We start from the raw sequence: 25,735 nt of genomic DNA, 5'->3' as shown, positions 1-25,735 counted from the left end.
GTTTGATTCAGTTGCCAGTTGACAGTTGTTGGTTGCCTGTGAGAGCACGTCATTCTGAGCGAAGCGAAGCGTAGTCGAAGAATCTCTACTGCAGTGCTAACTCTGTCGTTTCAACAAAGCGGTAGAGATTCTTCGACTGCGCTCCGCTTCGCTCAGAATGACGTTCTATTTTCCTGCTGCTCATTACCGATTACCCACAATTTACTCGCAACTAATACCGTCCACCTACGGGGCGGACATTGAGGTGGTCGAGCCCGGCCGAAAAAGCGGGCAGACGGGCCGGGGCGGCCCGGTACAGGTCGGTCGTATCGGTGAGGGCCTGCTCCAGAAAGGCCCGCAGGTCGGTTTTCTCGGCCGGGCTGAGATGTAGCGGGTCAGCCGGCAGGGTTTGGTTGGGTACGGCCAGGCCCTGGCCCGCCCCGCCGCCCTGGTCGTAGAACTCAATTACTTCGGCCAGCGTCCGGAATGTACCCTGGTGCATGTAGGGCGCGGTGAGGGCAATGTTGCGCAGCGTGGGGGTTTTAAAAGCATGCTTCTGCCACTCGATGCCTGTGGCCCCGCCGCGGCCGGGGTCGGCGTCGAGGCGGCGGCTGTTGGGGCGGGTCGGCGTGCCGAGCACCTCGTATTCGGTGCGCTCGAAGCCGGGCGGCACCGTGCCGTTGAGCAGGGGTAGGAAGTGGCAGGTAGCACACTTGCCCTTGCCCAGAAACACGGCCGCCCCGCGCCGGGCGGTTGGACTCAAGGCCTCCCGCTGCCCCCGCACATATGCATCAAACGGGGACTGCAGGCGCACCAACGAGCGCACGTAGGCGGCCAGCGCGGCCTGCACTTCGGCCCCGGTGGCCGCGCCGGCCGGGGGGCGGTCGAACGCGCGGCCAAAGGCTTTCTGGTAGGCCGGGCTGCGGCTGAGCAGCCCGGCGGCGGCAGTCGGCGAGCCGTGCATCTCGGCGGGGTTATGCAGCACATCGGCGGCCTGGTCTTCCAGATAAAACAGCCGCCCGTCGTGGCGCTGGCCCCGCTGCAGGGCCGCGTTGAGCAGCGTGGGCGCGTTGCGCCCCCCTGTCCCGGCTCCGGCCCCGGCAAAAGCCACGCTTCGGGCCTGCCCGTCGGTGAAGGCGCGGGCGGGCTGGTGGCAGCTGGCGCAGCTGCGGCTTCCATTGCCCGAGAGTACGGGGTCGAAAAACAGCAGCCTGCCCAGCTCGGCCCGCGCTACCGGTACGGCCGCGGTCGTGGTGGGGGCAAAGGCCATCGGCTCGAAAGCATCGGGGGCAAACAACGACGCCGCATCGGGGCGCAACGCCCGCACCTCGGCGAAGGGGGCAATGCCCAGGGCCTGCTGCGCTTCCCACAGCCGCTGGCTCAGCGGGTTGGCGTAGGCCACGATAAACTCCAGCCGGTCGAAGGCAGCGGCATTGGGGTGGCGGCGCAGGTAGGCCTGGGCGGCCCGCAGCAGGCTGTCGAGGCGGGCAGCCGGGCGGGTGGGCAACTGGCCGCGGTAAGGAGCTACGGCGGCGGCCACGCCGGCCAGGGCCGCGGCGGTTTCGGGTACCAGCCCGGGCGAGGCCGGGGTGTCGAAGCCCGTTACGCCGAGGGAAATCACCCGAAACACTTCCAGCCGGGCCGCGTCGAAGAGCTGGCGGTCGGTGGGCGCAAGGCTGGCGGCGGTGTGGCGCAGGCTCAGCAGCGTACTGCGCACGAAGGCCAGCTGCTCCAGCACCTCGGCCCGCTGGGTGGGGGCGTAGAGGTCGGGGTAGAAGTAGGTTTCGAGCACCTGCAGGCCCTCAGGCTGCTGCAGGCGCTGCTGCTGGTCGAATTCCTCTACCTCAACAAGTGCCGGCCCGTTGAGGGCTTTGGCGGCCGAGGGGCTGTAGTACTCGGCCAGCAGCTCGACCCGCTTCCAGGCCCGCCGGGCCGCCAGAAACGCGGCCCGTTGCCGGCCCGGTGGCTGGCCCGCAGTTACGGCCCGGTGCAGGCGCACCACGGCCGAATCGAGGCGGCGCAGGTCGTGCTGATAGGCTTGCAGCACCTGGGCGGCGGGCGTGGCGGCGCGGCGGGCCGGGCGCGCGGGGGTCCGGCAGCTCACCCACAGCAGCAGGCCGGCCGCCAGCACGAGCAGCAATGTTTGAGCAGAGAAGCGGTTGGAAGCGGGCATGAGCGGTAGTTTCTCCATGAGTAGTTGGCCGTGCCGGGGCCGGCCACAGGCCAAAGCGCCGCCCCTGGCAGGGGGCGGCGCAACTGACGATTTCACGCGTAATGCAGCACCTGAACAGCCACTTATATAGTATCCTAGCAAAGCCGGCGTAGCGGCAAATTAGCGTGGCAGACCGCTCACGATGATAACCTGGCTGGCCTGGTCGTTGCCGTTGTTGGGCTTGGCCCCGCCATCCTTGTACTTCTGCGCCCGCCAGGTGTGGGGCTGAATGCAGAGGATAAACGTGTCGGGGATGTTGACCACGTCCGATACGTCGACGAGGGCCCCGTATTCCCAGTCGCCCTTATCTGAGAGTGCGGGGGTGTAGGTGGCCCCGGCTACATTGTACTTGTCCTTGTCGGGGGCGGTGCGGCGGTGGTCCAGCTCCAGCACGGTCTTCAGGCCGCCGGTGGCAATATCGTACTGGTAGATGTAGGCATCGTGCGTTTCGGGGCCGTAGCCGTTGGAATCCTCCTGCACGTACACGTAGCGGCTGGTCACGCAGATGTTGTCGGGATTCTGGAACGCGCCAGCCTTGCCGCCGCGGTCATCCCCATCGAGCACCACTTCCAGCGTACCCACCAATGGGTTCTGCTCGCTGAGCACGAGGCGGTATACCCGGCCCCACATTGTGCGGCTCTGGTCGGCGTTGGCCCCCGAAATGGCCTGGCCCGTTACGTTGAAGTACACCTCGCGGCCGTTGGCCCCGCCGCCCTTGCGGTAGTCCAGGTCTTCCACCCGGCCAAACTTAATGGCTTTCAATGGGTCGACCTGCGCCTGCATCTGAGCGCCGGTCAGGCTCTGGTAATTCGGAATGGCGGCAAATTCCACCTCGTATTTCTGGCCTACAACCAAGTCTTTCTCGCGCTGGTTGAGGTCTTTGCGCCGCAGCATGTACTGCTGGCCCCCGTCGAGGTCGCCCACGGTGTTGCTCAGGTACAGGGCCACCTGGCCGCCGCTGGCGTCGGAGGCATCTTCGCCCGTCAGGATGACTGTTTTACCGGCGTACGCGGTTTTAGGCAGGGGCACCGCGTTTTCGGCGCTCCAGTAGCCCAGCCCTTTAACCGGTTTGGGCGTGCTCTGGGTGTTGTTGTCGGCGAAGGGCTGAATCAGGTGGGTCTGGGCATCGACGGCACTTTCGCCCGCGCTCAGAAAGTAGGGGCCGAAGCCGTGCTCCTCGGGCGTTACGAGCGTCGCCGAGCACAGCCGCCACCGGCCACCGTCGGAGTTCAGCATATACTCGCCGCCAATGGGCCGGAGCGTTTCGTCGAAGCGCACCCGCGAAATAGCGCGGTTGTCTTCGTTGTTGACGAGCATGGTAAAGCCCTTGCCATCGGGGTTGCGCAGCAGCCCGGCCCCGTCGGCCGAGCCGCCGAACATAAAGTCGGGCGTGGCGGCCAACTGGTCGTCGGAGCTGATGAGCGAATAGAGCTTCAGGTTGGTGAAACCCGGCTGGGCCGTCGCCAGCACCGGTGTGGCCGAATAGTTATCGAGCTTCACGGCCGTCGGCGGGGCTACGTTGGGCGTGTTGTCGTCGGAGCAGGCGGCCAAGCCCGCACTCAGGGCAAGGGCAGTCAGCAGGCGGGCAGAGGTACTGGTTTTCAACATATTCAGGCAGCAGTTCGCCCCGGTAAAGGGGAGGTGGAATGGATGCCCAAAAGTATCGTGCGCCTGTTACGGCAGCGTAACCCCTACATTACTAAGTCGTTTTATTAGAGTTACCCCCGCGTTACGTGTCCGCGCCCGCAGCTGCTCAGACACGCATCTACCGATCCAACTCCTTCCCTCCCCCACTGTCATGCCCGCTTCTTCCCTCCCTTACGCCCTCATTTTCGATATGGATGGCGTCATCATCGACAACACCGCCGCCCAGGCGCGGGCGTTTCAGCTGCTGTTCCGCGACCTGGGCCTGACCACCAACGCCCGCCGGCTGCTACGCCGGCTCAACGGCATGCCCGCCGGCGACATCCTGCAAAACGTGTTCACCAATCCGGTGCCCAAAAAGCAGCTGGAAGAGTACGCCGCCCAGCGCGAGATGCTCTACCGGGTTCTGTACTGGAATAAGCGGCAGGATCTGGCCGGCCTGCGCGGTTTCCTGCAGGCGGCCCGCGCAGCCGGCTTTAAAATAGCCCTGGGCACCGGCTCCGGCTCCGACACCATCGCCTACATCCTCGACCACCTCGACCTGCGCCGCTATTTCGATGTAGTGGTGGGTAAAGACGACGTAGCCAAGGGCAAGCCCCACGCCGACACCTACCTGACCACCGCCCGCAAGCTGGGCCTGCCCCCGCAGCAGTGCGTGGTGTTCGAAGACGCCCTGTTGGGCGAGCAGGCGGCCTACCGGGCCGGCATGCGCTGCATCGGAGTCAGTACCACCCTCCAGGCCGCCGACTTCCAGGCCCCGCTCATCGTCATCCCCGACTTCACCCACCTCACGCCCCAGCGCGTGCTGGAGCTGCTGGCCCAGCATCCCGAAGCGCCGAAGCCGCGCAAGTAGCTGGCCAAACGGCAGTATATGAAATAGCGCCAAGTAGCCAAAGCCCGCTTCCTGCTGGAAGCGGGCTTTGGCACGAAAGCTATCAGCCAACAGCTATAAGCTATCTACCGGCTCGCGGCAAGGGCCTCGCCCCCCCTTCCCCACGATTTCGAGAATTTCGGTGGTAACGGCCGCCTGACGGGTGCGGTTGTAGGTGAGCTTAAGTTCTTCGAGCAGCTACCAAAACCACGGCTACTCCACTGCCAGCGCCCGGCTGACTTGCTGCCCGTCAGCCTGTACGCGCAGGTGGTAGAGGCCCGGCACCAGCCCGGTCAAATTCAGTATCCGGGACCAGCCGGCCGCGACCGACAATACCCGTATCGTCTGTACTACGCGGCCCAGGCCATCGAGCAGCGTGAGCGTGGCCGGACCGCCCCTTGGCAAGGCCGGCAGCAGTACATTAACTGTAGTCTGCGCCGGATTGGGCCACAGGCGCAGTCCGGCAGTTAGCCCGGCGCTAGCGGTGGCCAGCGGGAGTTTGGGGTCGGTAAGCAGGGCAATAAAGCCCAAGGTATTAGCGGTGGGGCTGGTAATAAGCTGCGTGCCGAAACTAGCCGGCGGCACTGCTTCCCCGCCCACCCACACGCCGGCATTGGCCAAGGCTATGCCCTGGCTGATAGCGTAGCCCGGGCCTCCTGCCTGCTGCGCCCACACGAAGCTGCTTGTCGCGCCACCATCAGCCAATTTGGCGACGAATGAGTTGGTGCTGCCGACGCTGTTGAGAGAAGTGCTACCCACGCTGGCCAAACCACTGAAAGAACCCGTTGTGTACACCTCATTCCCTCGCACGGCAATCCCCCCTATTCTATCGTCGTTGACGCCGCCCAGGCGCTGGGCCCAGCCAAAGCTGGCGTCGTTGCCCGCGTCTACCAACTTGGTCACGAATACATCGGTGGTGGCGGCCGAACCAGTGTTGGTCAGAACAGTAGTCCCGAAGGTAGTAGCCACCTTCGTGAAAGTACCTCCCACGTACACCGCGGCGCCACTTACAGCCACGGCCAAAGCACTGGCCGAGCCAGGGTTGCCGCAACGTTTGGCCCAGGTGAAGCTGCCCGTAGCTCCGGCGTCCGTAAGCTTCGTCACAAACCCCTTGAAAGCCAATTCATCCACGCCGCTGCCCGTTAGGGTGGTATTGCCAAATGTGATGGATGGGCCCTCAAAGCCACCCACTACATATACGCTGGGCCCGCTGGCAGCCACGGCCCGCGCCGCATCGCCGTAAGCGGCACCCGCCCGTTGGGCCCACACGAAGCTACCGGAACTGCCCGCGTCCGTAAGCTTGGTCACGAACACATCGGCGCCGCTGCCTGGCAGAGCAACACTGCCAAAAGTAGCCGTGATGCTGGCCGTGGAACCCACCACGTACACGCTGGTACCGCTCACGGCCACCCCCGTCGCAAAATCTACGTTGGTACCACCCGCGCGCTGCGCCCACTCAATCCGGCTGAGGTTGCCCGCATCCGAGACTTTCAGTACGAATATATCAGGACTGTTTCCAGGGTATTTCGTCAGGTTGATTCCGTTGAAGGCAATGGGAGAGCTGTAATAATATCCCGTCACGTATACATTTGCGCCGTTTACGGCCAGTCCGCCAACATCCTCTTCGGCAGTACCACCACCCCGCTGGGCCCATACAAAAGCACCCGTAGCCTTGTCCCATTTAGCCACAAATATGTCGGAGAGCCCATAGCTGGTCATGGTAGTCTGACCAATGCGGATGGTACCCTGAAACGAGCCTGCCACGTACACGTTGCCACTGGCATCGGTGGCTGTGGCCCTCACACTTGACGTCCCAGCGCTGCTCACGGCTAACGCCGTCTGCCAGGCCGGGGCCTGCGCGTATGCCCCCAGGTGACCCAGGCAACTAATAATAAACAAGCAAATTAGATGACTTACTGGGGTAGCAGTTTGCATAAAGTGTTCTATAATGAGGTTTCTTTGGTGGTCCTACAAACGCTAGGCTGCCAAAATCGGTGGCATGGAAAGCAAGGCCGTTTCAGCCTAGCGGGGGCTGATTCTAAAGTAGCTGAAGATTTGGCCAGCCTTACATTTGCAGGATTGCTGTTGCTTTTACTTCTTGGCTGACTACTATTGTCAGTTGTAGCAATTAAGTGCTCCAAAAACAATTCAGGTTAAAACAGGCCCGCAAAGTACAAAGACGGAAGACATTACGTAACTCAAGTTGCAGATTTTGTCAATATCATAAAACCGAAAAAGCCCGCCTCCTTCCGGAAGCGGGCTTTTGCACAAAAGCTGATAGCTGATACAAAAATTCTACCGGCTCGCGGCCAGAGCTTCGGCGCCACCTACGATTTCGAGAATCTCGGTGGTGATGGCCGCCTGGCGGGTACGGTTGTAGGTCAGCTTGAGCTCCTTGAGCAGCTCGCCGGCGTTGTCGGTGGCCTTGTCCATGGCCGTCATGCGGGCGCCATGCTCGGAGGCGTTGCTTTCCAGCACAGCTTTGTAGAGCTGAATCTTGAGCGACTGCGGAATCAAGGTTTCCATAATCTCCTGCTGCGAAGGCGAGAAGATGTAGTCCACGTTGCTGGTCGCCGTGTCGGTAATGGGCTGCTCGGAGGGCAGCAAGGGCAACAGCTGCTCCACCCGCACCACTTGCGTGGCCACGTTGCGGAACTCGTTGTACACCATCACTACCTCGTCGTACTCGCCGCTACGGAATCCGTCCATGGCCTGCTCGGCGGCCTGGCGCACGGTGTCGAACGAGAGCTGCCCGAACACGTGCTGGTAGTCGCCCAGCAGCGGCCCGCGCTTCCCGAAGTACTCGTGCGCTTTCTTGCCGATGGCCATCACCGTCAGGCTGCGCGAAGCGGCCTGCTCGGCGTAGCGACTCTGCACCAGCGCATTCGTGGCCTTGAATACGTTGCTGTTGAACGCGCCCGCCAGCCCCCGGTCGGAGGTGATGGCAATGATCAGCACACGGCGCACGTCGCGCACCACGGCGTACTCGCTCTGCAACTCCTCGCCGGCCAAAGCCGTGAGGTTACCCAGAATGCCGTTGAGCCGCTGGGCGTAGGGACGCATGCGCAGAATGTTGTCCTGGGCGCGCCGCAGCTTGGCCGCCGCCACCATCTTCATGGCTTTGGTAATCTGCTGCGTGCTCTGCACCGACGTAATGCGGTTGCGGACTTCTTTTAGGTTAGCCATTACGTTGAGCTGTTAGCTATTAGCTGTTCGCTGTTAGCTCGCCTGCTACCCTGCTTATTTGGGCGGCAAGAAGCATTTACCAGCAGCTGCTAGCGGCGCCTCCTGATCGGAAGCTAACAGCTAACAGCTACTGGCTAACAGCTTAAATTAAGCGGCGTATTGCGCCGACAGGTCTTTGGTTACCTGGCGGATGGCGCCGATGACAGTGTCATCGAGCTTGCCGGCCTTCAGGGCTGCCAGCTCGGCGGCGTGGCGGGTCTGCATGGTCAGGGTGAACTCCTTCTCGAACTCGCGCACCTTGTTCACGGGCACTTTGTCGAGCAGGCCGTTGGTGGCGGCGTAGATGATGGCCACCTGGTCCTCTACGCGCTGGGGCGAGAACTGGGGCTGCTTCAGGATTTCGAGGTTACGACGGCCGCGCTCAATGGTGAGGCGGGTCGAGGCATCGAGGTCGGAGCCGAACTTAGCGAAGGCCTCCAGCTCGCGGAACTGGGCCTGGTCGAGTTTCAGCGTACCGGCTACCTTCTTCATCGACTTGATCTGGGCGTTACCACCCACGCGGCTCACGGAGATACCTACGTTGATGGCGGGCCGCACACCGGAGTTGAACAGGTTGGTTTCGAGGAAGATCTGGCCATCCGTAATCGAAATTACGTTGGTTGGGATGTAGGCCGAAACGTCACCAGCCTGGGTCTCGATGATGGGCAGGGCCGTCAGCGAGCCGCCGCCCTTCACCAAATGCTTGATGCTCTCGGGCAGGTCGTTCATCGCCTGGGCAATCGTATCGGAGGCGTTGATCTTGGCAGCGCGCTCCAACAGGCGGCTGTGCAGGTAGAACACGTCGCCGGGATATGCCTCGCGGCCCGGAGGACGACGCAGCAGCAGCGACACCTCGCGGTAAGCCACAGCCTGCTTCGACAAGTCGTCGTACACTACCAGCGCCGGACGGCCCGTGTCGCGGAAGTACTCGCCGATGGCGGCACCGGTGAAGGGTGCGTAGAACTGCAGTGGGGCTGGGTCGGAAGCCGAAGCGGATACCACCACGGTGTAGTCCATGGCACCGCCCTTGGTCAGGGCGTTTACCACCTGGGCTACGGTCGAAGCCTTCTGGCCCACGGCAACGTAGATGCAGAAAACAGGTTCGCCGCGCTCGAAGAACTCGCGCTGGTTGAGGATGGTGTCAATGGCAACAGCCGACTTACCCGTCTGCCGGTCACCGATAATCAGCTCGCGCTGACCACGGCCAATCGGAATCATCGCGTCAATCGACTTGATGCCGGTCTGCATGGGCTCGGTTACCGGCTGGCGGTAAATTACGCCGGGCGCCTTGCGCTCCAAGGGCATCTCGAAGGTCTCGCCCTGGATGGGGCCCCGACCATCGATGGGCTGGCCCAGCGTGTTCACCACGCGGCCCACAATGCCCTCGCCCACCTGAATGGAGGCAATTTTGTTGGTACGGCGCACCGTGGCACCCTCGCGGATATCGGAGTAGTCGCCGAGCATTACGGCACCTACATTGTCCTCTTCCAGGTTAAGAACGAGGGCTTGCAGGCCGTTTTCAAATTCGAGCAATTCCCCTGCCTGGGCGTTGCCCAGGCCGTAGATGCGGGCTACACCGTCGCCAACCTGCAGCACCGTGCCCACCTCTTCGAGTTCGGCTTCGGTTTTGAAGTTGGAGAGTTGCTCCCGCAGAATGGCGGATACTTCATCCGGACGTACGTCTGCCATGGTGGGTTATAGTTGGGGTTGGTAGGGATTCTTCGAGAATTCGGTGCGCAGCTTGCGCAACCGGTAGCTCACCGAGTCGTCGATGAGCCGGTCGCCGATGCGGAGCACGAAGCCCCCAATCAGCGCTGGGTCTACTTTTTCCTGGAGCGTGACCCCGGGCATGCCGGCCTGCTCGCGCACGAGCTGGCTGAGCGACTCGCGCAGGGCGGGGTCGAGGGGAGTGGCCGTGGTTACCTGGGCTACCTGTACGCCCTTTTTCAGGTTGTACTGCTTGAGAAACTCGTCGCCGATAAAGACGAGCGAGTCTTCGCGGTTGTGCTGGGTTACGAGCGTGAAGAACTTCTCCGTCAGCGTCGTGACTTTGCCCCCGAAAATAGCCTGCAGAATTGCCAGCTTCTTATCGTGCTTCACAATGGGGTTGCGCAGCAGTAAGCGCAGGTCGCGGTTCTCGCCCAGCGTCTTGCTGAACAGGTCCATATCCTGCTTCACCTGCTCCAGCTCACCCCGCTCCTGGGCCAAATCAATCAGCGACTTGGCGTAACGGGAAGCAACTCGTAGTTCAGACATATTATTTGAGCTGATAGCTGTTAGCTACTAGCTGATAGCTTTGTCGGGCTTTGAAGAAAGCTAACCGCTAACAGCTAATGGCTATCAGCTTAGTTAAGCTTTACTTCTTTCAGGTACGAATCGACGAGTTGCTGCTGGGCGGGCTGATCGGTCAGCTCGCGGCGCAGGATGCGCTCGGCAATGTCGATGGAAAGCTGAGCGGCGGTGTTTTTCACCTCGGCCAGCGCGGCGTTCTTTTCGTTGCGGATAGCTTCGCGGGCCTGCTCAATCATGCGGGCACCTTCTTCGGTGGCCTTGGTCTTGGCCTGCTCGATGAACTGGTTCGACATGGCCGTGGCTTCCTTCAACAGCCGGTCGCGCTCCATGCGGGCGTCGGCCAGCAGCTTTTCGTTGCCAGCCTGCAGCTGCTGCATTTCCAGCTTGGCCTGGTCGGCCATGCGCAGGGCACCTTCAATGGAGCTTTCCCGCTCCTTGAGGGAGCTCAGAATAGGCTTCCAGGCAAACGAGCGCAACAACAGCAGCACAATGAGGAAAATCACCACCTGCCAGAAGATCAGGCCGAGTTCGGGCGTTACAATGTTCATGGGAAGTAATCAGTAAGGAGTACTTAAGACTCGGATATCCGGAAGGGCCGTTGCGGACCCCGGGCCCGGAAAAGCCAAAACAGCCCGCTACGCCGTGCGCTAAAGCGACCTAGCGCAGCGGGCTGCTCGGGTATTACCTCTTTCCTTAGAGATTGAAGGAAATCAGCAGGCAGACTACTACAGCGAACAGGGCCAGACCTTCAATCAGCGCGGCAACGATCAGCATAGCCGTTTGGATTTTGCCCGAAGCCTCTGGCTGGCGGCCAATGGCCTCCATAGCCTGACCACCGATACGACCAATGCCCAGACCGGCACCCAGAGCAACCAGACCAGCACCAATAGCGGCACCGAATACGGCCAGACCAGCAGAATTAGTAATGGCCTGCAACAACAGAGAAAGAAGCATAAAAAAGAATTTGGGGAAGTGAAAAACGGAAAAAAGTCAGTGGAAAAAGACGGAGGGCCGGTTTAGTGAACCTGCGCCGGCGTAGCACCATCGCCGCCGCCCATCTGGTAGTCGGCATCGTGGTGGTCTTCTACGGCGCCGCCAATGTACATGGCAGTCAGCAGCGTGAAGATGTAGGCCTGCAGAATGGCCACCAGCAGCTCCAGCACGTTGATAAACAGGCCGAAAGCCAGCGACACGGGTGCCACCCCGAGGTTGCGGAAGATGAAGATGAGCGAAATAAAGCTCAGCGTTACGATGTGACCGGCCGTGATGTTGGCGAACAGTCGAACCATCAGCGAGAACGGCTTCACAAACACGCCAATGAGTTCCACCGGAATCATGATGGGCAGCAGCAGCTTGGGTACGCCGGGCGTGGCGAAAATATGGGCCCAGTAGTTTTTGTTGGAGCTGAACAGGGTAATGAGCAGCGTGAACAGGGCCAGCATCATGGTCACGGCAATGTTGCCGGTGAGGTTGGCGCCGCCGGGCATCAGACCCATCAGGTTGTTGAACCAGATGAAGAAGAACACGGTGAGCAAATACGGCATGTAGCGCTCATACTTGGGGCCGATGGACTTCTTGGCCACCTCGTCGCGCACAAACACAATAATGGGCTCGAAGAACGACTGAATGCCGCGGGGAGCACCGGTACCGCGCTTGGCATAGCCCCGGGCTACGGCCGTAAACACCACCAGCAGCACCAGCGCGCTCAGCATCAGCGAGGCCACGTTCTTGGTAATGGAGAAATCGTAGACTTTGCTACCATCCTCCGACACCAGGTGCTCGTGCTCCAGCTTCAGGCCTTCGTGCACCTTGCCCTCGGCCAGCTCGTGCGAAGAGAATACCGATAGGCCATTGCCGGCCCGGTAGGCAATAACGGGCAGGTAGGTAGTGTAATGCGTTTCCCCCAGCGTGAACCAGTGCCACTCGTGCGAATCGCCGATGTGGTGCAGGATCATCTCGCCCGGGTTGAAGTTTTCGGACTCCGTTGCGTCGGCCGTAGTGGCGACCGGCTCGCTGGCACGGGCAGTCAGCGACAGGAGGCAGAAGAGGGCAAAAAGTAAGCGCTTCATTCAGAGTGGCTTAGGGATTTACTCACAAAATCTTCATTTCGTGATTTCGCCCCGTTTTGAAAACGGGCGCAAGTTACTCAGAACGGCCCATACTTCAAACCCGGCGAAGAGAAAATAGAGCAGGAAGAAGCTACCGAGGAAGGCCCAGCGGGCGTTGCCCTCGTGGCCGCCGCCCCGCAAAAGGTACACCAGTACCAGCGTAAGCGACAAAAGCAGCCGCGCAACCATGGCTCCCATGTAGGCTACCAGAAAGTTGTCGGCATCGGCCTTTAGTAGTCGTTCCATCATCCGGTACAGCACCAGCGTGAGCACAAAGAAGAACGCAAACGTGTAGATGGTGAACGGATGCACGATGCGCGGCCCAAACTGACTGTGGAGCGCATAAAGCACGAAGCCAACGAGTAAGCTGAACAGTAGATAGGGCTTTAGAAAGGATTTCATGGGAAACAAAGGAAATGCAGGGGCGGGGCTTGTCTCCGCCCACTGCCTAAGGAGTGCTGTTCAACGGCGGGCGGCAACAAGCCCCGCTCCTACTCGCCGTTGCTTACTGCCCGAATTACGTTGTAGAGGGCCGCAAATAACCCCAGCAGCATCAGGCCCAGCGTAAACCAGGGCGTTTCGGTCTGAAAGTGCTTATCGAGCCAGTAGCCAGCCCAGGTACTCAGGCCGATGGTGGCCGCCATCTGCACACCGATGCCCGAATAGCGGGCCACGGCGCGTAGCCGGTCGGGGTTGTTGTTGTTGGGGTCGGTGGGTTTGGCGGGGCTGGCCATAACGGGCAGGACGGTGGGGGGAACCACAAAATTAAGGCTTGGCGCGTTAGTAGCCCGCCAAGACCGTAAGCGGGTCGAAAGCGTCCGGACAGAAAGCCGTACTTTTACCCAGGTTGCGACGTTGCTGGAAAAACCGTGCCCCCGAACGAATCGGTGGGCGGCGGGCGTTTCCCGTCCGTCCTTCTTTCTGCCCCGATCCTCTCTGCCGCCTTGACGACAACGACGACGACTCCCACGCCCCTGCGCGCTGCTCTTTTCCGCCCCTTCGCGGTGCTGGCCGCCACTGGCCTGCTGGCTACCGTCATCGGTGGCTGCGCCGGCACCGACCGCCGCTCGCTGGTTGGCCGCACCTACGACAACGTGGTAGCCCGCGATAATGCCTACTTCCTGGCCCGCGAGAAGCTGAAGGAAGTGGAAGCCAAGCTCAATACGGAGCGGGTGAATGACTACAACCGCGTGCTGCCGCTGTTTCCGGTGATTGATGAGCCCACGGCTACCCGCCTGACGGCCGACATGGACGACATCATTAAAAAGGCCTCCATTCCGGTGCAGTACCGCCCGGGCTCCGACTGGACGGATGACAGCTACCTGCTCATTGGGCAGGCCCGCTACTACAAGCGCGAGTTCGAGGATGCAGCCAAGACGTTCAAGTACGTCAACAGCACCGGCAAAGACCTGAACGCCCGCCACGAGGCCCTCGTCTGGCTCATGCGCACCTTTCTGGCCCTCGACGAGCTGGACAACGTGGCGGCCGTATCGAACATCCTCGACAAAGAAGCCGGCACCGAGCGCAACGCCCGCGCCCTGTTCCTGACCCGCGCCGAGTACTATCAGCGGGTAAACGAGCCGAAGCTGGCCATTGAAAACCTCGAAAAGGCTATTCCTTATATCGAGGAGAAGAACGAGCAGTCGCGCACCCGCTACGTGCTGGCCCAGCTCTATCAGAATCAGGGCGAAGACAAGAAGGCCTACGCCCAACTGAATCAGATTCTGAAGAAAAACCCGCCTTACGAGCTGGATTTCTATAGTAAGCTGATGCTGGGCCAGGTATCCGACCTGAACCTCAACGACCGCGCCCGGCTGGATAAGTACTTCGCCAAGCTGCTCAAAGACCCCAACAACAAGGAGTACACCGATAAGATTTACTACGAGATGGGCCGGTTCGAATACCGGCAGGAGCGCTTCCCGGCGGCCCTGGCGCTGCTCGAAAAATCGGTGCGCGTACCCAAGGGCAACCCGGCCCAGAAATCGTACACCTACCTGCTGCAGGGCCGTATCTATTACGAAAACCTGCAACGCTACCGGCTGGCCGCGGCCTACTACGACAGCACGGTGCAGGTGATGCCCAAAACTAACCCGGCTTACGAGGCCGTAGCCGAGCGGTCTGGGATTTTGCAGGATTTTGCCCGGCAGCTAGCCGTAGTGGAAACCCAGGACAGCCTCCAGGCCTTGGCCCGCCTCACCCCCGACGAGCTGACGGCCCGCCTGACCAGCTACGCCGAAGCCGAACTGGCCGAGCGCCAGCGCCAGGCCGACCTGCTGGCGGCCCGCCAGGCCAAGGAGCAGGAGCGCCAGCAGGCGTTGCAGCAAACCGCCGTGGGCCTGGCTCCCGGCCGCGACCTGCAGCCAGACATCAACTCGGAGGACTTCCTGGCGGTGAACACCGGGGGCAAGTGGTACTTCGACAACCCCACCGCCCTGAGTACGGCCCGCAACGACTTTATCAGGCGCTGGGGCGACCGGCCGCTGCAGGACAACTGGCGCACGGTCACGCAAGCCAGCAACTCGCCCGTAACGCCGCAGGGCGGCAGCGTGCCCGTTGGCATTGCCGGCAACACCAGCACCGTTGTCAACGGCTCGGCGCTGGGCACCGGGGACAATGCCGCGCCCGCCGACCCGCAGGCCCAGCTGCGCGAGTTGGTAGGCCAGTACCGGCAGAATGTGCCGCTCACGCCCGCGCTGCTGGCTACCTCCAACGACCAGACGCAGGAAGCGCTGTACCAGCTGGGCGGCATCTATAACCAGCAGCTGCGCGAGCCCGAGAAGGCCGTGGAAACCTACGAAACCCAGCTGCAACGCTACCCGCAGGGCCCACACACGCCCGAAACGCTGTACATTCTGTACCTGATTAAAAAGGAGCGCGACGCGGCCACCGCCGAGCAGTACGCCGCCCGGCTACGCCAGGCCTATCCTAACTCGTCGTACGCCCGCCTGGTGGCCGACCCCGACTACCTGCGGCGCACTTCGGTGGCCAATGCCAAGGTGGCAGTGTTGGTCGATTCGGCCTTTGCGGCCTACAAGCGGCAGGATTTCAAGAAAGCGGGTGCCACCCTAACCCAGGCAAAAGCCCAGTACCCCGAAAACGACCTCAACGACCAAGTGGCCTACCTAGGGGCGCTACTGAGCGTGCGAACCCAGCCGCCGCCTACGGCCAAAGCCGCCGTGGAGAAGTTCTACAAAGATTACCCCGAAAGCCCGCTGGCTGCCAAAGCCTCGACGCTACTCGAAACCTACCAGAAATACGAACAGGGCCAGATTGCCGGGGCCATGGCCAGCACCACCGAGCCGGGCAAATCGGAGTTTCGGCCCGGCGAGATTGAGCCGCGCTCGGTGCGCCGCTTCCGGCCCGAGCCCGTTCCGCAGGTGCTACTGCCCGCGCCCGTCACGCCGGTCTCCCGGCCCGGCACCGCCCCGGCTGCCCCCGCCGGCACGCTCAATCCAACCCTACCCAAGCCGGACGGAACTGCACCAGCAACCCCCACGTCCACGCCCATTGAGCCGACGGTTGTTCCGGCCGCCCCCGTACCGCTGACGCCAGCAGAGGAGGCCCTGGCCGCACGGCGCGCCGCCGCGCAGGCCCGTGCCCGGGGCCAGAAGGTGCCCGCCGCGCCGAAAAAGAAAGCGGCTGGGTTAACGACGCCCACCGAACCCACTCCGGAAATGCCCGCTACGCCCACCGTGCCGGCTACCCCTGCGCCCACTGGCACCCCGGCAACCAACCCTGCTCCTACAGCTCCGGCGCCTGCTGCTCCGGCTCCTGCCCCCGCTGCTACGCCGCCGGCCGTCCCGGCATCCCCTTACAAGGCTGATTTGGCGGTCGGACACTCGGTGCTTGTTGTGGTGGCCAAAGACGCGCCGCTGCTGGCTGATTTACCGGGTCAGCTAACTGCCTACAACGGCCGCTTCTACAAGTCGAGCAGCCTGTTGGTACGCCGCCAGACCCTGAACACGACCGAGGAAGCCATCATCATTGAGGGATTAGGCAATGCCAAGCTGGCCCAGAGCTACGCCCTGAAACTGCGCGGCCCCCAATCGCCGCTGAGCAAGCTGCGCGGGGCGGGTTACCAAACGCTGGTCGTTGGTATTGATAACCTGCCAGTATTGCTGCAGGCAGGAAACGCCACCGAATATCAGCGTTTCTACGACCAAAACTACCGTTAACTTTGAATTAAAAACGAAAAGCGAAAAATCAAAAATACTGTCCTGGCTTGTCTCAACCGCATATTTTTGCTGTTAGCCGATTTTTTTGAGTATAATTTTTCACTTTTAATTTTTGATTTTTAACTCCCCGAAATGGCTTCTTCTGCCACTAAAAAAGCTGCTGCATCTCGCCCTAAACCCAACCGCCCCGGGCGCTATACCGGGTGGGCCCGCTCCTTTTGGATGCTATTCGGCCTCGGGTTGATAGGGGTGGTGTTCTACGTGTGGGCCGTCAGCGCGAATTTTTTGAACCTGTTCGGGCGCATGCCCAACCTTAAGTCGCTGGAGAATCCGCGCAGCGAGCTGGCCTCGGAAATTTACTCATCTGACAACGTGCTGATGGGCAAGTATTTCCGCGAAAACCGCACGCCCGCCGAGTACGAAGACCTGCCCCAGCACTTGGTAGATGCCCTGATTGCCACCGAGGACGCCCGTTTTGAGGAGCACTCCGGCATTGACGCCAAGGCTACGGGCCGGGTGGCGGCCGGTTTGCTGACCGGCGGCGGCGGCGGCGGCGGCTCCACGCTCACCCAGCAGCTGGCGAAAGTGCTGTTCCGCACCCGCGGCGACCTTAACGACGGAGTACTCAGCGACGTGCCGGGCCTGCGCATGCTCATTACCAAAACCAAGGAGTGGATATTGGCCGTGCGGCTGGAGCGCAGCTACACCAAGCGCGAAATTCTGCGCATGTACCTCAACACCAACGACTACGGCTCCAACGCGTTCGGTATCAACACGGCGTCTAAAACGTTTTTCGGCAAGAAGCCGATGCAGCTGACCCGGGCCGAAGCGGCCACGCTGGTAGGCGTACTAAACGCGCCCTCGCGCTTCAGCCCCAAGTTCAATCCGGCCCGCTCGCGGTTGCGCCGCAACTGGGTACTGCGCCAGATGAACAAGTATGGCTATGTTGATGCTCAGCAGCTGCACACCGACACGCTGCAGCCCATGAAGCTCGACTACCAGGTAGAAAACCAGAACGAGGGTATTGCGCCCTATTTCCGGGTGGAAGTGAGCAAGGAACTGCGCCAATGGGCCAAGGAAACCGACCACGACCTGTACTCCGACGGCCTGAAAATATACACGACCATCGACTCGCGGATGCAGAAGTATGCCGAGTCGGCCGTGGCCGAGCACATGAAGCTGCAGCAGAAGTGGTTTGACCAGCAGTGGAAAGGCCAGCTGCCCTGGCGCGACGAAAGCGGCCGGGTGATTCCGGGCTTCCTGGCTACCTCCATCAAGCGCACCGGCCGCTACCGCTCCCTGCAGGGCCGCTTCCCCGATCAGCCCGACTCGGTGAAGTTCTACCTCAATAAGAAGTACCCGATGAAGGTCTTCAACTGGAACAGCCCCAATAACGAGAAGGAAGTGGTGATGTCGCCGATGGACTCGCTGGCCTATTACAAGCGGCTGATGCGGGCGGGCTTCATTGCCATCAACCCGCTCAATGGCCGGGTGAAGGCCTGGGTGGGCGGCATCAACTACAAATACATCAAGTACGACCACGTGCGCCAGGGCAAGCGCCAGCCGGGCTCTACGTTCAAGCCGTTCGTGTACGTAGCCGCCATCGACCAGGGCTACTCGCCCTGCTACCAGCGCCCCGACGTAGCCACCACGTTCCCGGCCGTTGCGGGGCGGGCGGCCTACACGCCCCGCAACTTCGAGGGCTCGTATTCGGGCCGCACCTTCACGCTGCGGCAGGCCCTGGCCCGCTCCATGAACTCGATTACGGCCTGGGTCGTGCAGAAGCTGGGCCCCGAAACGGTGGTCAGCTACGCCAAGCGCCTGGGTATTACCTCCCCTATCGAGGCGGTACCGGCCGTGGGCTTCGGCTCGTCCGATGTCAGCATTTACGAGATGGTGGGCGCCTACAGCACGTTCGTCAATAAGGGCATCTGGACCTCGCCGGTCATGGTGACACGCATTGAGGACAAGAATGGTAACGTACTGCGCGAATTCATTCCGCAGACCCGCGAGGCGTTGAGCGAGGAAACGGCCTACCTGATGACCTACATGCTGCGTGGGGCCACCGAGGAGCGCGGCGGCACCAGCATCATTCTCAAAACCGGCTTCAAGTTTAAGGGCGAGATGGGCGGTAAAACCGGTACCACCAACAACTACTCCGACGGCTGGTTTATGGGCCTCACGCCTGACCTGGTGTGCGGTATGTGGGTGGGTGGCGAAGACCGCAGCATCCACTTCCGCAACGGCTACTACGGCCAGGGCTCGCGCATGGCCCTGCCCATGTACGGTCTGTTCATGAAGAAAGTATACGCCGACAAGAGCCTCGACATCAATACTGGCGCCTTCCCCAAACCAGCCTCGCTCACCATCGAAACCGACTGCTCACGCTACTACGGCGGCCCGGGCGGCCAACGCGACACCATCCCAAGCGACGAAAAACTCAATCAGGTAAAACTGGAAGACTTGCGGGGCGAGGACATCTAACAACACATATTTCCGCTGGTTTCTCGCTGATTGAATTGACTTTTACAGAATGTGGCCGGGACATCCTAGCCACATTTTTTGTTGAGCCTTTGCTTTAGCTCCGTAAAGAAATCGGCCACTCCTCTGTCATCCGTATCTTCTAACAAACAGTAAGCGTAGCATTGAAAGCATACCGGACTGTCATCCGGGACCAGCATAATCAGCTGAAAAACCAGCGAAAATATACTAGCATATGGCCGCTTCTCCTGAGCTGCAAGACCAAATCCGCCAGCTCCCGCACCGTCCGGGGGTGTACAAGTACTTCGGCGACGAAGAAACAATTATCTACGTGGGCAAGGCTATTGACCTGCGCAAGCGGGTTAGCAGCTACTTTACCAAGCAGGACCACAACAAGAAAACCCAACAGCTGGTCAGGAACATCCGGCGCATCGAGTTCACGATTGTGGACTCGGAGTCGGATGCGTTTCTGCTCGAAAACAACCTCATCAAGCAGCACCAGCCCAGGTACAACATCCTGCTGAAAGATGGCAAGACGTACCCCTACCTGCTGCTGACCAACGAGCGTTTCCCGCGCATCATCCCCACCCGCACCAAGCGCCCCGGCGACGGCCACTACTACGGCCCCTACGCCAACGTAACGGGCATGAACCTGCTGCTGGAGCTGATGCGGGCGCTGTACCCGCTGCGCACCTGCACCTACAACCTCTCGGAGGCCAACATCGAGGCCGGCAAGTTCAAGGTGTGCCTGGAGTACCACCTCGGCAACTGCAAGGGCCCCTGCGTGGGCAATCAGGACGAGGAAACCTACAACCAGTACATCCAGCAGATCCGGCAGATTCTCAACGGCGACCTGCGGCTGCCCAAGCAGTACTTCCGCGAGCGGATGGCTCAGGCGGCCCAGGAGCAGCAGTACGAGCTGGCCCACCAGTTCAAGGTGAAGCTCGACAAGCTCGACGAGTTCCAGACCAAGAGCACCATCGTCAATGCCAACCTGACCAACATCGACGTATTCGCCATTGCCTCCAACGAGAAGTCGGCTTTTATCAGCTACCTCAAGGTGATGAACGGCAGCATTGTACTTACGCAGTCGGTGGAGGTGCAAAAGAAGCTCGACGAGCCCGACGATGAGGTACTGGCCGTGCTGGTGATGCAGATGCGCGAGGAGTTCGAGAGCGAATCCAAGGAAATCCTGACCAACGTGGCCTTACCGCCCCTGCCGCTGCCCGGCGTAACGGTGGCCCAGCCCCAGATTGGCGACAAGCGCAAGCTGCTGGAGCTGAGCCTTAAAAACGTGCTTTACCTGCGCAAGGAAAAGGAGAGCATGAACGACCGGAGCAAGGACCTCAATGAAGTGCGCATCATGGAAACCATCAAGAAGGATTTGCGCCTGACCGAGCTGCCCAAGCACATCGAATGCTTCGACAACTCCAACTTCCAGGGCGACAATCCGGTGGCCGCCATGGTGTGTTTCCGCAACGCGCGGCCCAGCAAAAAGGACTACCGGCACTACCACATCAAAACCGTCATCGGCCCCAACGACTTCGACTCGATGTACGAAGTGGTAACCCGCCGCTACCGCCGCCTCACCGATGAAGGTGCCTCTCTGCCCCAGCTCGTGATTGTCGACGGCGGTAAGGGCCAGCTCAGCATGGCCGTCAAGGCCATCAAGGACCTCGGCCTATGGGGCCAGATGGCCGTTATTGGCATCGCCAAGCGCCTTGAAGAAATCTACGTGCCCAACGACCCGCTCCCGCTCTACATCGACAAGAAGAGCGAAAGCCTGCGCCTGTTCCAGCGCATGCGCGACGAGGCCCACCGCTTCGGCATCACCTTCCACCGCGACCGGCGCGACGCGGGCACGCTCAAAACCGAGCTTACCGATGTGAAAGGCCTCGGTCCCGTCACGGCCGACAAGCTCCTGCTCAAGTTCAAGTCGGTCAAAAAAATCCGGGAGCTATCCGAAACCGAGCTGGTTGCTGAAGTCGGCAAAGCCAAAGCCCGCATTTTGGTCAACTATTTCTCCCAAACCGATACGACGGTGTAAAGCGTACCGCCCTATCCAAAAAGCAGCAGGCCCCGACCAATCTTGGTCGGGGCCTGCTGCTTAGTTACCGATCTGCTTTGAAAGGATACCTGCGTCATCCCATCATCTGCAATATCTGTGATTTAGAAAGACCACAGGTTGTACTCGTACTCGATCAGGTCGGCGGCGGCTTGCTGCGAGGCAAGGATGCCCTGCTGCTGGCTACCGTAGACTTCGTCGAGGCGCGAATCGTTCGGGTTCGACACTTTTACGATGTAGGAGTTGAACAACCACAGCTCAAAAGCATCGGCCAGGTTCTTGTGCTGAGCGTCGTTCTGGGGGTTAAACCAGATAGCCTTATCGGGATTGGCCCGGAACACGCGCACCAGGTCGCTGTACTTGAAGCTGGCAATGGGCCGCTCGATACCCGAGGTGTTACCGCTCAGGGTGGAAGGCACGAGCAAAGTAATCGACTTGATGTCGTGGTACATGCGCGAGCGTTTCTTATCGAAAATCATATCCTCCTTCAGCTCCATCTGGTAGATCTCCTTCGGGCGATAAGCATAGCTGGAAGCGGCAGCCGGAGCAGCCGCTTTCGAACCCTTCTTAACCGGAGCACCCCAGTCGTCGGTAGCTTCGTTGGAGAAGCCGGCCGCCTTTTCCTCATCACTGAGGCCTGCTGCGGCTTCCTGGTACGACATGTTGCCCAGCATCTCGGCAGCAGAAAGCGTGGATGTGAGCGAGTCGTTACGGTAGGCCTGCAACTCGCCCCGCTTCACAGCATCCATTATGACGCCGCTGATTTCCTTACCCTCCGAGAACATGGGCTTGTTCTGCTTCTCGCGCAGGTCGATAGCCCGCCAGATCGTCTTGCGGAACATGATGTCCGAGTTCGGAATCGGGCGGTACGAGCCGTTGCTGCTCGCGGTGGTAGCTTGCTCCTGAGCCGAAGCTGCCACCGACAGCGTAAGGCCGGCCGCCAGGGCGGCGAAGGAAAGGAATTTGTTCATACCAGAGAAATCAGTTGGTAGTAAGTAGTTGGTAGCTGGAGTTTGGTAGTAAGCATTCAGCGCAATAAAAAGTGCCTGAATGCTTACTACCTACTACCCAAAACCATACCAACGCTTAGAGCAGGGGAATATTGAACGACTTGTTGGCCATCGGCACATCTTCGACGTTGCCCTGGAAGTTCTGACGCTGCACGCTTTTCACTTCGATGTACAAACGGTCGCCTTCACGGGCCGTATTTACTACGGAAGTCAGGTCGGCCGTTGGGCCGCTCACGGAAATAGCAGCCATTACGGGGCGCTTACCGCGCACCAGCGTTACTTCGTAGCGCGACACCCGGAACTTGGCATCGTCGGGCAGGAAGGTGGCGAAGCTGGCATCGGGAATGGCTTTCATGTTCATGTTACGAACCGCCGAGATGGGCGTACCCTGCTTATCGTTGGCCGGCCGGCCGCCCACCCAGCACTGAATGTCGGGCTTGGGAATGCGGCGTACCTCGAATTTCTGCGAGCCGATGGGGTTGCCACCGCTGCTCACGTTCAGGGTTACTTCGCTGGCGTTAGGCACCAGCGTAACTTCGCCTTTGGCAGAGCCTTTGATGGTAGCTGCACCGCTGGCCGAGAAGCTCGGATCATATTGGGCACCCAAAGCGGGCACGTTTACGCTCAGCTTGTTGCCGCACCGGAAATACAGCGCCTGCACCGAAGCCGACTGAATCTGCATCACCGGCTTGGTAACGGTGTAAGGCATGGTCACCTTGAAGGTCGTGTCGCGGCCGTTCTGCTTGAAGCGTACGGTACCGGTCCAGCTGGACTTGGCGTTGCCATCCTTATCGAAGTTGCCCGGACGAGCCGTGAACTCTACCTTGGCGCGGCCATCGGGGCCTACCGACAGCGGCGAGCCGTTGAGGGTCATGCTGGGGTTGAGGCCCGAGGCCGAAGCCGTCAGGAACAACTCTGCTTTGTACTTGGTGCCGGCGGCTACCGTGTTCGACTCGGCGCTGGCAAAAGCCCCAATCTTATCGAACACGATAATCGTACCACCTACTTTCTGGGCCAGGGCGCTCAACGCGTCCGACTCGTACTTCAGCACTTCGGCTTCTTTCTGCGACAGTACGGCCAAGGCGGCTACTACGGGCGTGTTCTCGAAGTTAAGCTGAGCGAAGTTTTTGTTCTTTTGTTCCTTGTCTACCACCATCGGGTCCTGGCTGGCGTCGAGGGCCAGCGGCGTAACGCCGGGGATGATATTCTTGATGTAATCGGAGTAGCTGTTCAGCTCGCCTTTCATCTTGTAGCCCACGCCGTCCTTGTTGGCGCCCAGCATCAGCTCGGCCACCTTGTCTTCGGCGCTCATGTTCTTGAACTCGTTCTTGCCCTTGTTCTCGGTTTTGGTGAGCAGCTGCTCCCGTACCCCGGCCAAGTAGGCAATGGTTTGCTTGGTCCGCTCGCGCACCTCCTGGCTTTGCTTGAGCACGGCCAAGTCTTTGGGCTGGTTGCGGGCCTTTTCAACCTGCGCCTGAATTCCCTTTACGGTCCCGTCGTTTGCCTTCGACACCTTTCCGTTGATGGAGGAGAGGCTGTCGTCGAGAAACTTGAATTTGAGTAGAATTGCTGAGTTTACCTGCAAGGCCAGAAGCGCGGTGAGTACCAGGTACATCATCCCGATCATCTTCTGCCGTGGAGTTTCCTTTGCTCCCGCCATCGTGTATGCCTGTTGCTATCCTATATGAGTGTTAATTGCCGTACTGGGTCCGGCTTAGCTGCCGGCCCGCATGGCGTTCAGCATGTTGCCGTACACCCGGTTGAGCGAGCCCAAGTTAGACGTCAGGTTGGTTACTTCGGTCTTGAACTGATCGGTTTCCTTGCCAGCTTCGGTCAGGTTCTGCATGGCCTGGGCCAGCGTACCGTAGAACTGGTTCATAGACTTGAGGTGCGAGTTAGCATCATTCAGCTCCATCTCATACACTGCGTTCAGAGCGCCCAGGTTTTTGGTTACATTCTGTACCTGCAACTGGTAAGCACCAGCGTCGGCCGTAGCATCGGCCATGGTGCTCATAGCATCGGCCGTTTTCGAGTATGAATCGTTGATGCGCTCCAGCGACTGGGCAGCCGAGCGAACCTTGGTCGTGTACTCGTCGGTGGCGTTGGTTGCGTCGCCGAGGCCGGCAAGCTGCTGGGTGGTCGTGCTCAGGCGGTTCAGGCCCTGGCCCAGCGAGTTAATAGCTTCGGGCGTTACGTTAGCATCCTTCAGCATGTCGTCGAGCTTGCGGGTCAGGCCCGTGCCGCCATTGTCCTGCTGCAGGAAGCTGGCGTTACCAGTCGAAGGGTCGTAGCCTTCGCTCAGCTCGGGGTATACCATCGACCAGTCAACCTCCTTGGACGTAGGCTGGAACGCGCTTAAGAAGAAGATAACGGCTTCAGTACCCAAGCCTACGATCAGCATTTCGCTTGCGTACTCCCAGTGTTGGATTTTGAATAGAGCGCCGATGATTACGATAGCCGCGCCGATGCCGTATATCTTGGGCATCAATACATCGTACAGAAAATTACCGCCTTTAGCTGCCATTTGATTGTGTTGTTGAAGAAGAAGTGGTGAGGTATAAAGAGGAGTCGGAGAAATGCTAGGTTAGCCTACCGGTCGCCGCCCGAGCCAATTTGAATCATGGCGGTGCGGAAACCGATGTAGGAACGGGCTGAATCCTGGTATTCGAAATTGCGGGTACCCGTTTCGAGGAAGTAAGCAATATCTTTCCACGAGCCACCGCGCACCACTTTGCGGGGCTCGTTGTCGTCGGGGTTGGTTGGGTTCATGTCCCACACCACTGGCACGGAGGCTTCCATGTAGGCATCGTCGCACCACTCGCTCACGTTACCGGCCATATCGTACAGGCCGAAGTCGTTCGGGAAAAACGAGGCCACCGGCCCAGTATAGGCGAAACCGTCGGAAGCATAATCGCCGCGACCGGGCTTGAAGTTCGCCAGCATGCAACCATTGGAGTTACGCATGTAAGGGCCGCCCCAGGGGTAAGTAGCTAAATCGCGGCCACCGCGGGCGGCGTACTCCCACTCGGCCTCCGAGGGCAGGCGGAAGTTAGGATAAGGAGCCAAGCCGGCTTCTTCGTTGGCCTGGGCCTTCAGTTTGGTACGCCAGTTACAGAAGTATTTGGCCGCAAACCAGTCAACACCTACTACCGGATAATCGTCGAAGGCAGGATGGGTATAGTAATACTCCATCAGCGGATCACCCATGTGGTAGGTAAAATCGCGCACCCAAACCGTGGTATCGGGGTATAGCTCGGTCATCACGTACTCTTCGCCCAGCACATCAATCGAGTCCTGCCGGATGGCATTCATGAACTGGCGGTACTGGTTGTTGGTGATTTCGGTTTCATCCATGTAGAAGCCGGCAATCGTCACCTGCTTGTTCATGTTGACCATGGAGGCCGAAATATCCTGGTCGGTTTGACCCATGTGGAAGGTACCGCCAGGGCAAGGCACCATGCCATAAGGCACTTCCTGAGGGTTAAATTCCGGCCGATCTTCCGCGCCAACCAAGTCGCCAGTAGGGCCTTTGCTGAAGCTACACCCGCCCAATAGTAGAGCCGAGAAAGCGACAAGGGGCAGGAGGGAAAACTTATTCATTGTGAAGTATAAAAAGACGACCGAGGGTGATATCCAAAGATTACAATTTTTCGGGCTGGCAAATCTAATGAAT

Annotated in this window: 19 protein-coding genes; 4 read left to right on the top strand and 15 right to left on the bottom strand. The window is 60.2% G+C overall.

What is annotated here, in order from left to right; genetic code table 11:
* Positions 1-211: 211 nt before the first annotated feature.
* On the bottom strand, positions 212-2,152 hold the full coding sequence (locus BLW21_RS13650; protein ID WP_217633872.1) for a cytochrome-c peroxidase: 1,941 nt from the start codon (positions 2,150-2,152) through the stop codon (positions 212-214).
* Between the two features lie 159 nt (positions 2,153-2,311).
* Positions 2,312-3,799 (bottom strand): PhoX family protein, encoded by a 1,488-nt coding sequence (locus BLW21_RS13645; RefSeq protein WP_245711898.1) that lies wholly within the window; start codon positions 3,797-3,799, stop codon positions 2,312-2,314.
* Positions 3,800-3,989: 190 nt separating this feature from the next.
* Between BLW21_RS13645 and BLW21_RS13640 the strand changes: the two genes are divergently transcribed.
* Positions 3,990-4,688, top strand: coding sequence for an HAD family hydrolase (locus BLW21_RS13640; protein ID WP_092740941.1), 699 nt, complete (start codon positions 3,990-3,992; stop codon positions 4,686-4,688).
* Between the two features lie 231 nt (positions 4,689-4,919).
* Here BLW21_RS13640 and BLW21_RS13630 read toward each other — a convergent pair whose 3' ends face one another.
* The 9 genes from BLW21_RS13630 to BLW21_RS13590 form a co-directional block, all read right to left on the bottom strand.
* A complete protein-coding gene (locus BLW21_RS13630; protein WP_092740939.1) occupies positions 4,920-6,509 on the bottom strand; it encodes a T9SS type A sorting domain-containing protein in 1,590 nt (529 codons plus the stop codon).
* Between the two features lie 492 nt (positions 6,510-7,001).
* Entirely contained in the window at positions 7,002-7,892 is an 891-nt protein-coding gene (atpG, locus tag BLW21_RS13625; protein ID WP_092740937.1) for an ATP synthase F1 subunit gamma, read from the bottom strand.
* A gap of 147 nt (positions 7,893-8,039) precedes the next feature.
* Complete coding sequence (gene atpA / locus BLW21_RS13620) at positions 8,040-9,620, bottom strand: F0F1 ATP synthase subunit alpha (RefSeq protein ID WP_092740935.1); 1,581 nt, start codon at positions 9,618-9,620, stop codon at positions 8,040-8,042.
* Between the two features lie 6 nt (positions 9,621-9,626).
* Positions 9,627-10,187 (bottom strand): ATP synthase F1 subunit delta, encoded by a 561-nt coding sequence (atpH, locus tag BLW21_RS13615; protein ID WP_092740933.1) that lies wholly within the window; start codon positions 10,185-10,187, stop codon positions 9,627-9,629.
* Between the two features lie 89 nt (positions 10,188-10,276).
* Positions 10,277-10,771: a F0F1 ATP synthase subunit B gene (locus BLW21_RS13610; RefSeq protein ID WP_092740931.1), complete on the bottom strand. Its 495-nt coding sequence runs from the start codon at positions 10,769-10,771 to the stop codon at positions 10,277-10,279.
* A 145-nt stretch (positions 10,772-10,916) separates the two neighbouring features.
* Positions 10,917-11,177, bottom strand: a complete 261-nt coding sequence (gene atpE, locus BLW21_RS13605; protein WP_019946527.1) for an ATP synthase F0 subunit C — start codon at positions 11,175-11,177, stop codon at positions 10,917-10,919.
* A gap of 62 nt (positions 11,178-11,239) precedes the next feature.
* Positions 11,240-12,292 (bottom strand): F0F1 ATP synthase subunit A, encoded by a 1,053-nt coding sequence (atpB, locus tag BLW21_RS13600; RefSeq protein ID WP_092740929.1) that lies wholly within the window; start codon positions 12,290-12,292, stop codon positions 11,240-11,242.
* Between the two features lie 33 nt (positions 12,293-12,325).
* Positions 12,326-12,733 carry a hypothetical protein gene (locus tag BLW21_RS13595; RefSeq protein WP_092740927.1) on the bottom strand — a complete coding sequence of 136 codons (408 nt, stop codon included), beginning with the start codon at positions 12,731-12,733 and terminating at the stop codon, positions 12,326-12,328.
* Between the two features lie 89 nt (positions 12,734-12,822).
* A complete protein-coding gene (locus tag BLW21_RS13590; RefSeq protein ID WP_217633871.1) occupies positions 12,823-13,092 on the bottom strand; it encodes an AtpZ/AtpI family protein in 270 nt (89 codons plus the stop codon).
* Between the two features lie 108 nt (positions 13,093-13,200).
* Here BLW21_RS13590 and porW point away from each other — a divergent pair, with 108 nt between their 5' ends.
* The 3 genes from porW to uvrC all read left to right on the top strand — a co-directional run bounded on the left by porW (position 13,201) and on the right by uvrC (position 21,034).
* Positions 13,201-16,506, top strand: coding sequence for a type IX secretion system periplasmic lipoprotein PorW/SprE (gene porW / locus BLW21_RS13585; RefSeq protein ID WP_139255210.1), 3,306 nt, complete (start codon positions 13,201-13,203; stop codon positions 16,504-16,506).
* Between the two features lie 222 nt (positions 16,507-16,728).
* Positions 16,729-18,990 (top strand): transglycosylase domain-containing protein, encoded by a 2,262-nt coding sequence (locus BLW21_RS13580; protein ID WP_092740921.1) that lies wholly within the window; start codon positions 16,729-16,731, stop codon positions 18,988-18,990.
* Positions 18,991-19,222: 232 nt separating this feature from the next.
* On the top strand, positions 19,223-21,034 hold the full coding sequence (gene uvrC, locus BLW21_RS13575; protein ID WP_092740919.1) for an excinuclease ABC subunit UvrC: 1,812 nt from the start codon (positions 19,223-19,225) through the stop codon (positions 21,032-21,034).
* Positions 21,035-21,156: 122 nt separating this feature from the next.
* On the opposite strand, the gene porN is transcribed toward uvrC, so the two are convergent.
* The 4 genes from porN to porK all read right to left on the bottom strand — a co-directional run bounded on the left by porN (position 21,157) and on the right by porK (position 25,662).
* Complete coding sequence (porN, locus tag BLW21_RS13570; RefSeq protein ID WP_092740917.1) at positions 21,157-22,023, bottom strand: type IX secretion system ring subunit PorN/GldN; 867 nt, start codon at positions 22,021-22,023, stop codon at positions 21,157-21,159.
* Positions 22,024-22,138: 115 nt separating this feature from the next.
* Entirely contained in the window at positions 22,139-23,722 is a 1,584-nt protein-coding gene (gene porM, locus BLW21_RS13565; protein WP_092740915.1) for a type IX secretion system motor protein PorM/GldM, read from the bottom strand.
* 54 nt (positions 23,723-23,776) lie between these two features.
* Positions 23,777-24,547 carry a type IX secretion system motor protein PorL/GldL gene (porL, locus tag BLW21_RS13560; protein WP_175470970.1) on the bottom strand — a complete coding sequence of 257 codons (771 nt, stop codon included), beginning with the start codon at positions 24,545-24,547 and terminating at the stop codon, positions 23,777-23,779.
* Between the two features lie 104 nt (positions 24,548-24,651).
* A complete protein-coding gene (gene porK / locus BLW21_RS13555; RefSeq protein WP_092740911.1) occupies positions 24,652-25,662 on the bottom strand; it encodes a T9SS ring complex lipoprotein PorK/GldK in 1,011 nt (336 codons plus the stop codon).
* Positions 25,663-25,735: the final 73 nt, after the last annotated feature.

The organism is Hymenobacter psychrophilus, from assembly GCF_900107135.1.
In the GTDB taxonomy this organism is placed as follows: domain Bacteria; phylum Bacteroidota; class Bacteroidia; order Cytophagales; family Hymenobacteraceae; genus Hymenobacter; species Hymenobacter psychrophilus.
This window is presented reverse-complemented; position numbering and strand designations above follow the sequence as displayed.

Coding starts and splice junctions, on each gene's coding strand:
- BLW21_RS13650 (WP_217633872.1), bottom strand. CDS start 2,152: ATGCCCGCTTCCAACCGCTTCTCTGCTCAAACATTGCTGCTCGTGCTG.
- BLW21_RS13645 (WP_245711898.1), bottom strand. CDS start 3,799: ATGTTGAAAACCAGTACCTCTGCCCGCCTGCTGACTGCCCTTGCCCTG.
- BLW21_RS13640 (WP_092740941.1), top strand. CDS start 3,990: ATGCCCGCTTCTTCCCTCCCTTACGCCCTCATTTTCGATATGGATGGC.
- atpG (WP_092740937.1), bottom strand. CDS start 7,892: ATGGCTAACCTAAAAGAAGTCCGCAACCGCATTACGTCGGTGCAGAGC.
- atpA (WP_092740935.1), bottom strand. CDS start 9,620: ATGGCAGACGTACGTCCGGATGAAGTATCCGCCATTCTGCGGGAGCAA.
- atpH (WP_092740933.1), bottom strand. CDS start 10,187: ATGTCTGAACTACGAGTTGCTTCCCGTTACGCCAAGTCGCTGATTGAT.
- BLW21_RS13610 (WP_092740931.1), bottom strand. CDS start 10,771: ATGAACATTGTAACGCCCGAACTCGGCCTGATCTTCTGGCAGGTGGTG.
- atpE (WP_019946527.1), bottom strand. CDS start 11,177: ATGCTTCTTTCTCTGTTGTTGCAGGCCATTACTAATTCTGCTGGTCTG.
- atpB (WP_092740929.1), bottom strand. CDS start 12,292: ATGAAGCGCTTACTTTTTGCCCTCTTCTGCCTCCTGTCGCTGACTGCC.
- BLW21_RS13595 (WP_092740927.1), bottom strand. CDS start 12,733: ATGAAATCCTTTCTAAAGCCCTATCTACTGTTCAGCTTACTCGTTGGC.
- BLW21_RS13580 (WP_092740921.1), top strand. CDS start 16,729: ATGCTATTCGGCCTCGGGTTGATAGGGGTGGTGTTCTACGTGTGGGCC.
- uvrC (WP_092740919.1), top strand. CDS start 19,223: ATGGCCGCTTCTCCTGAGCTGCAAGACCAAATCCGCCAGCTCCCGCAC.
- porN (WP_092740917.1), bottom strand. CDS start 22,023: ATGAACAAATTCCTTTCCTTCGCCGCCCTGGCGGCCGGCCTTACGCTG.
- porM (WP_092740915.1), bottom strand. CDS start 23,722: ATGGCGGGAGCAAAGGAAACTCCACGGCAGAAGATGATCGGGATGATG.
- porL (WP_175470970.1), bottom strand. CDS start 24,547: ATGCCCAAGATATACGGCATCGGCGCGGCTATCGTAATCATCGGCGCT.
- porK (WP_092740911.1), bottom strand. CDS start 25,662: ATGAATAAGTTTTCCCTCCTGCCCCTTGTCGCTTTCTCGGCTCTACTA.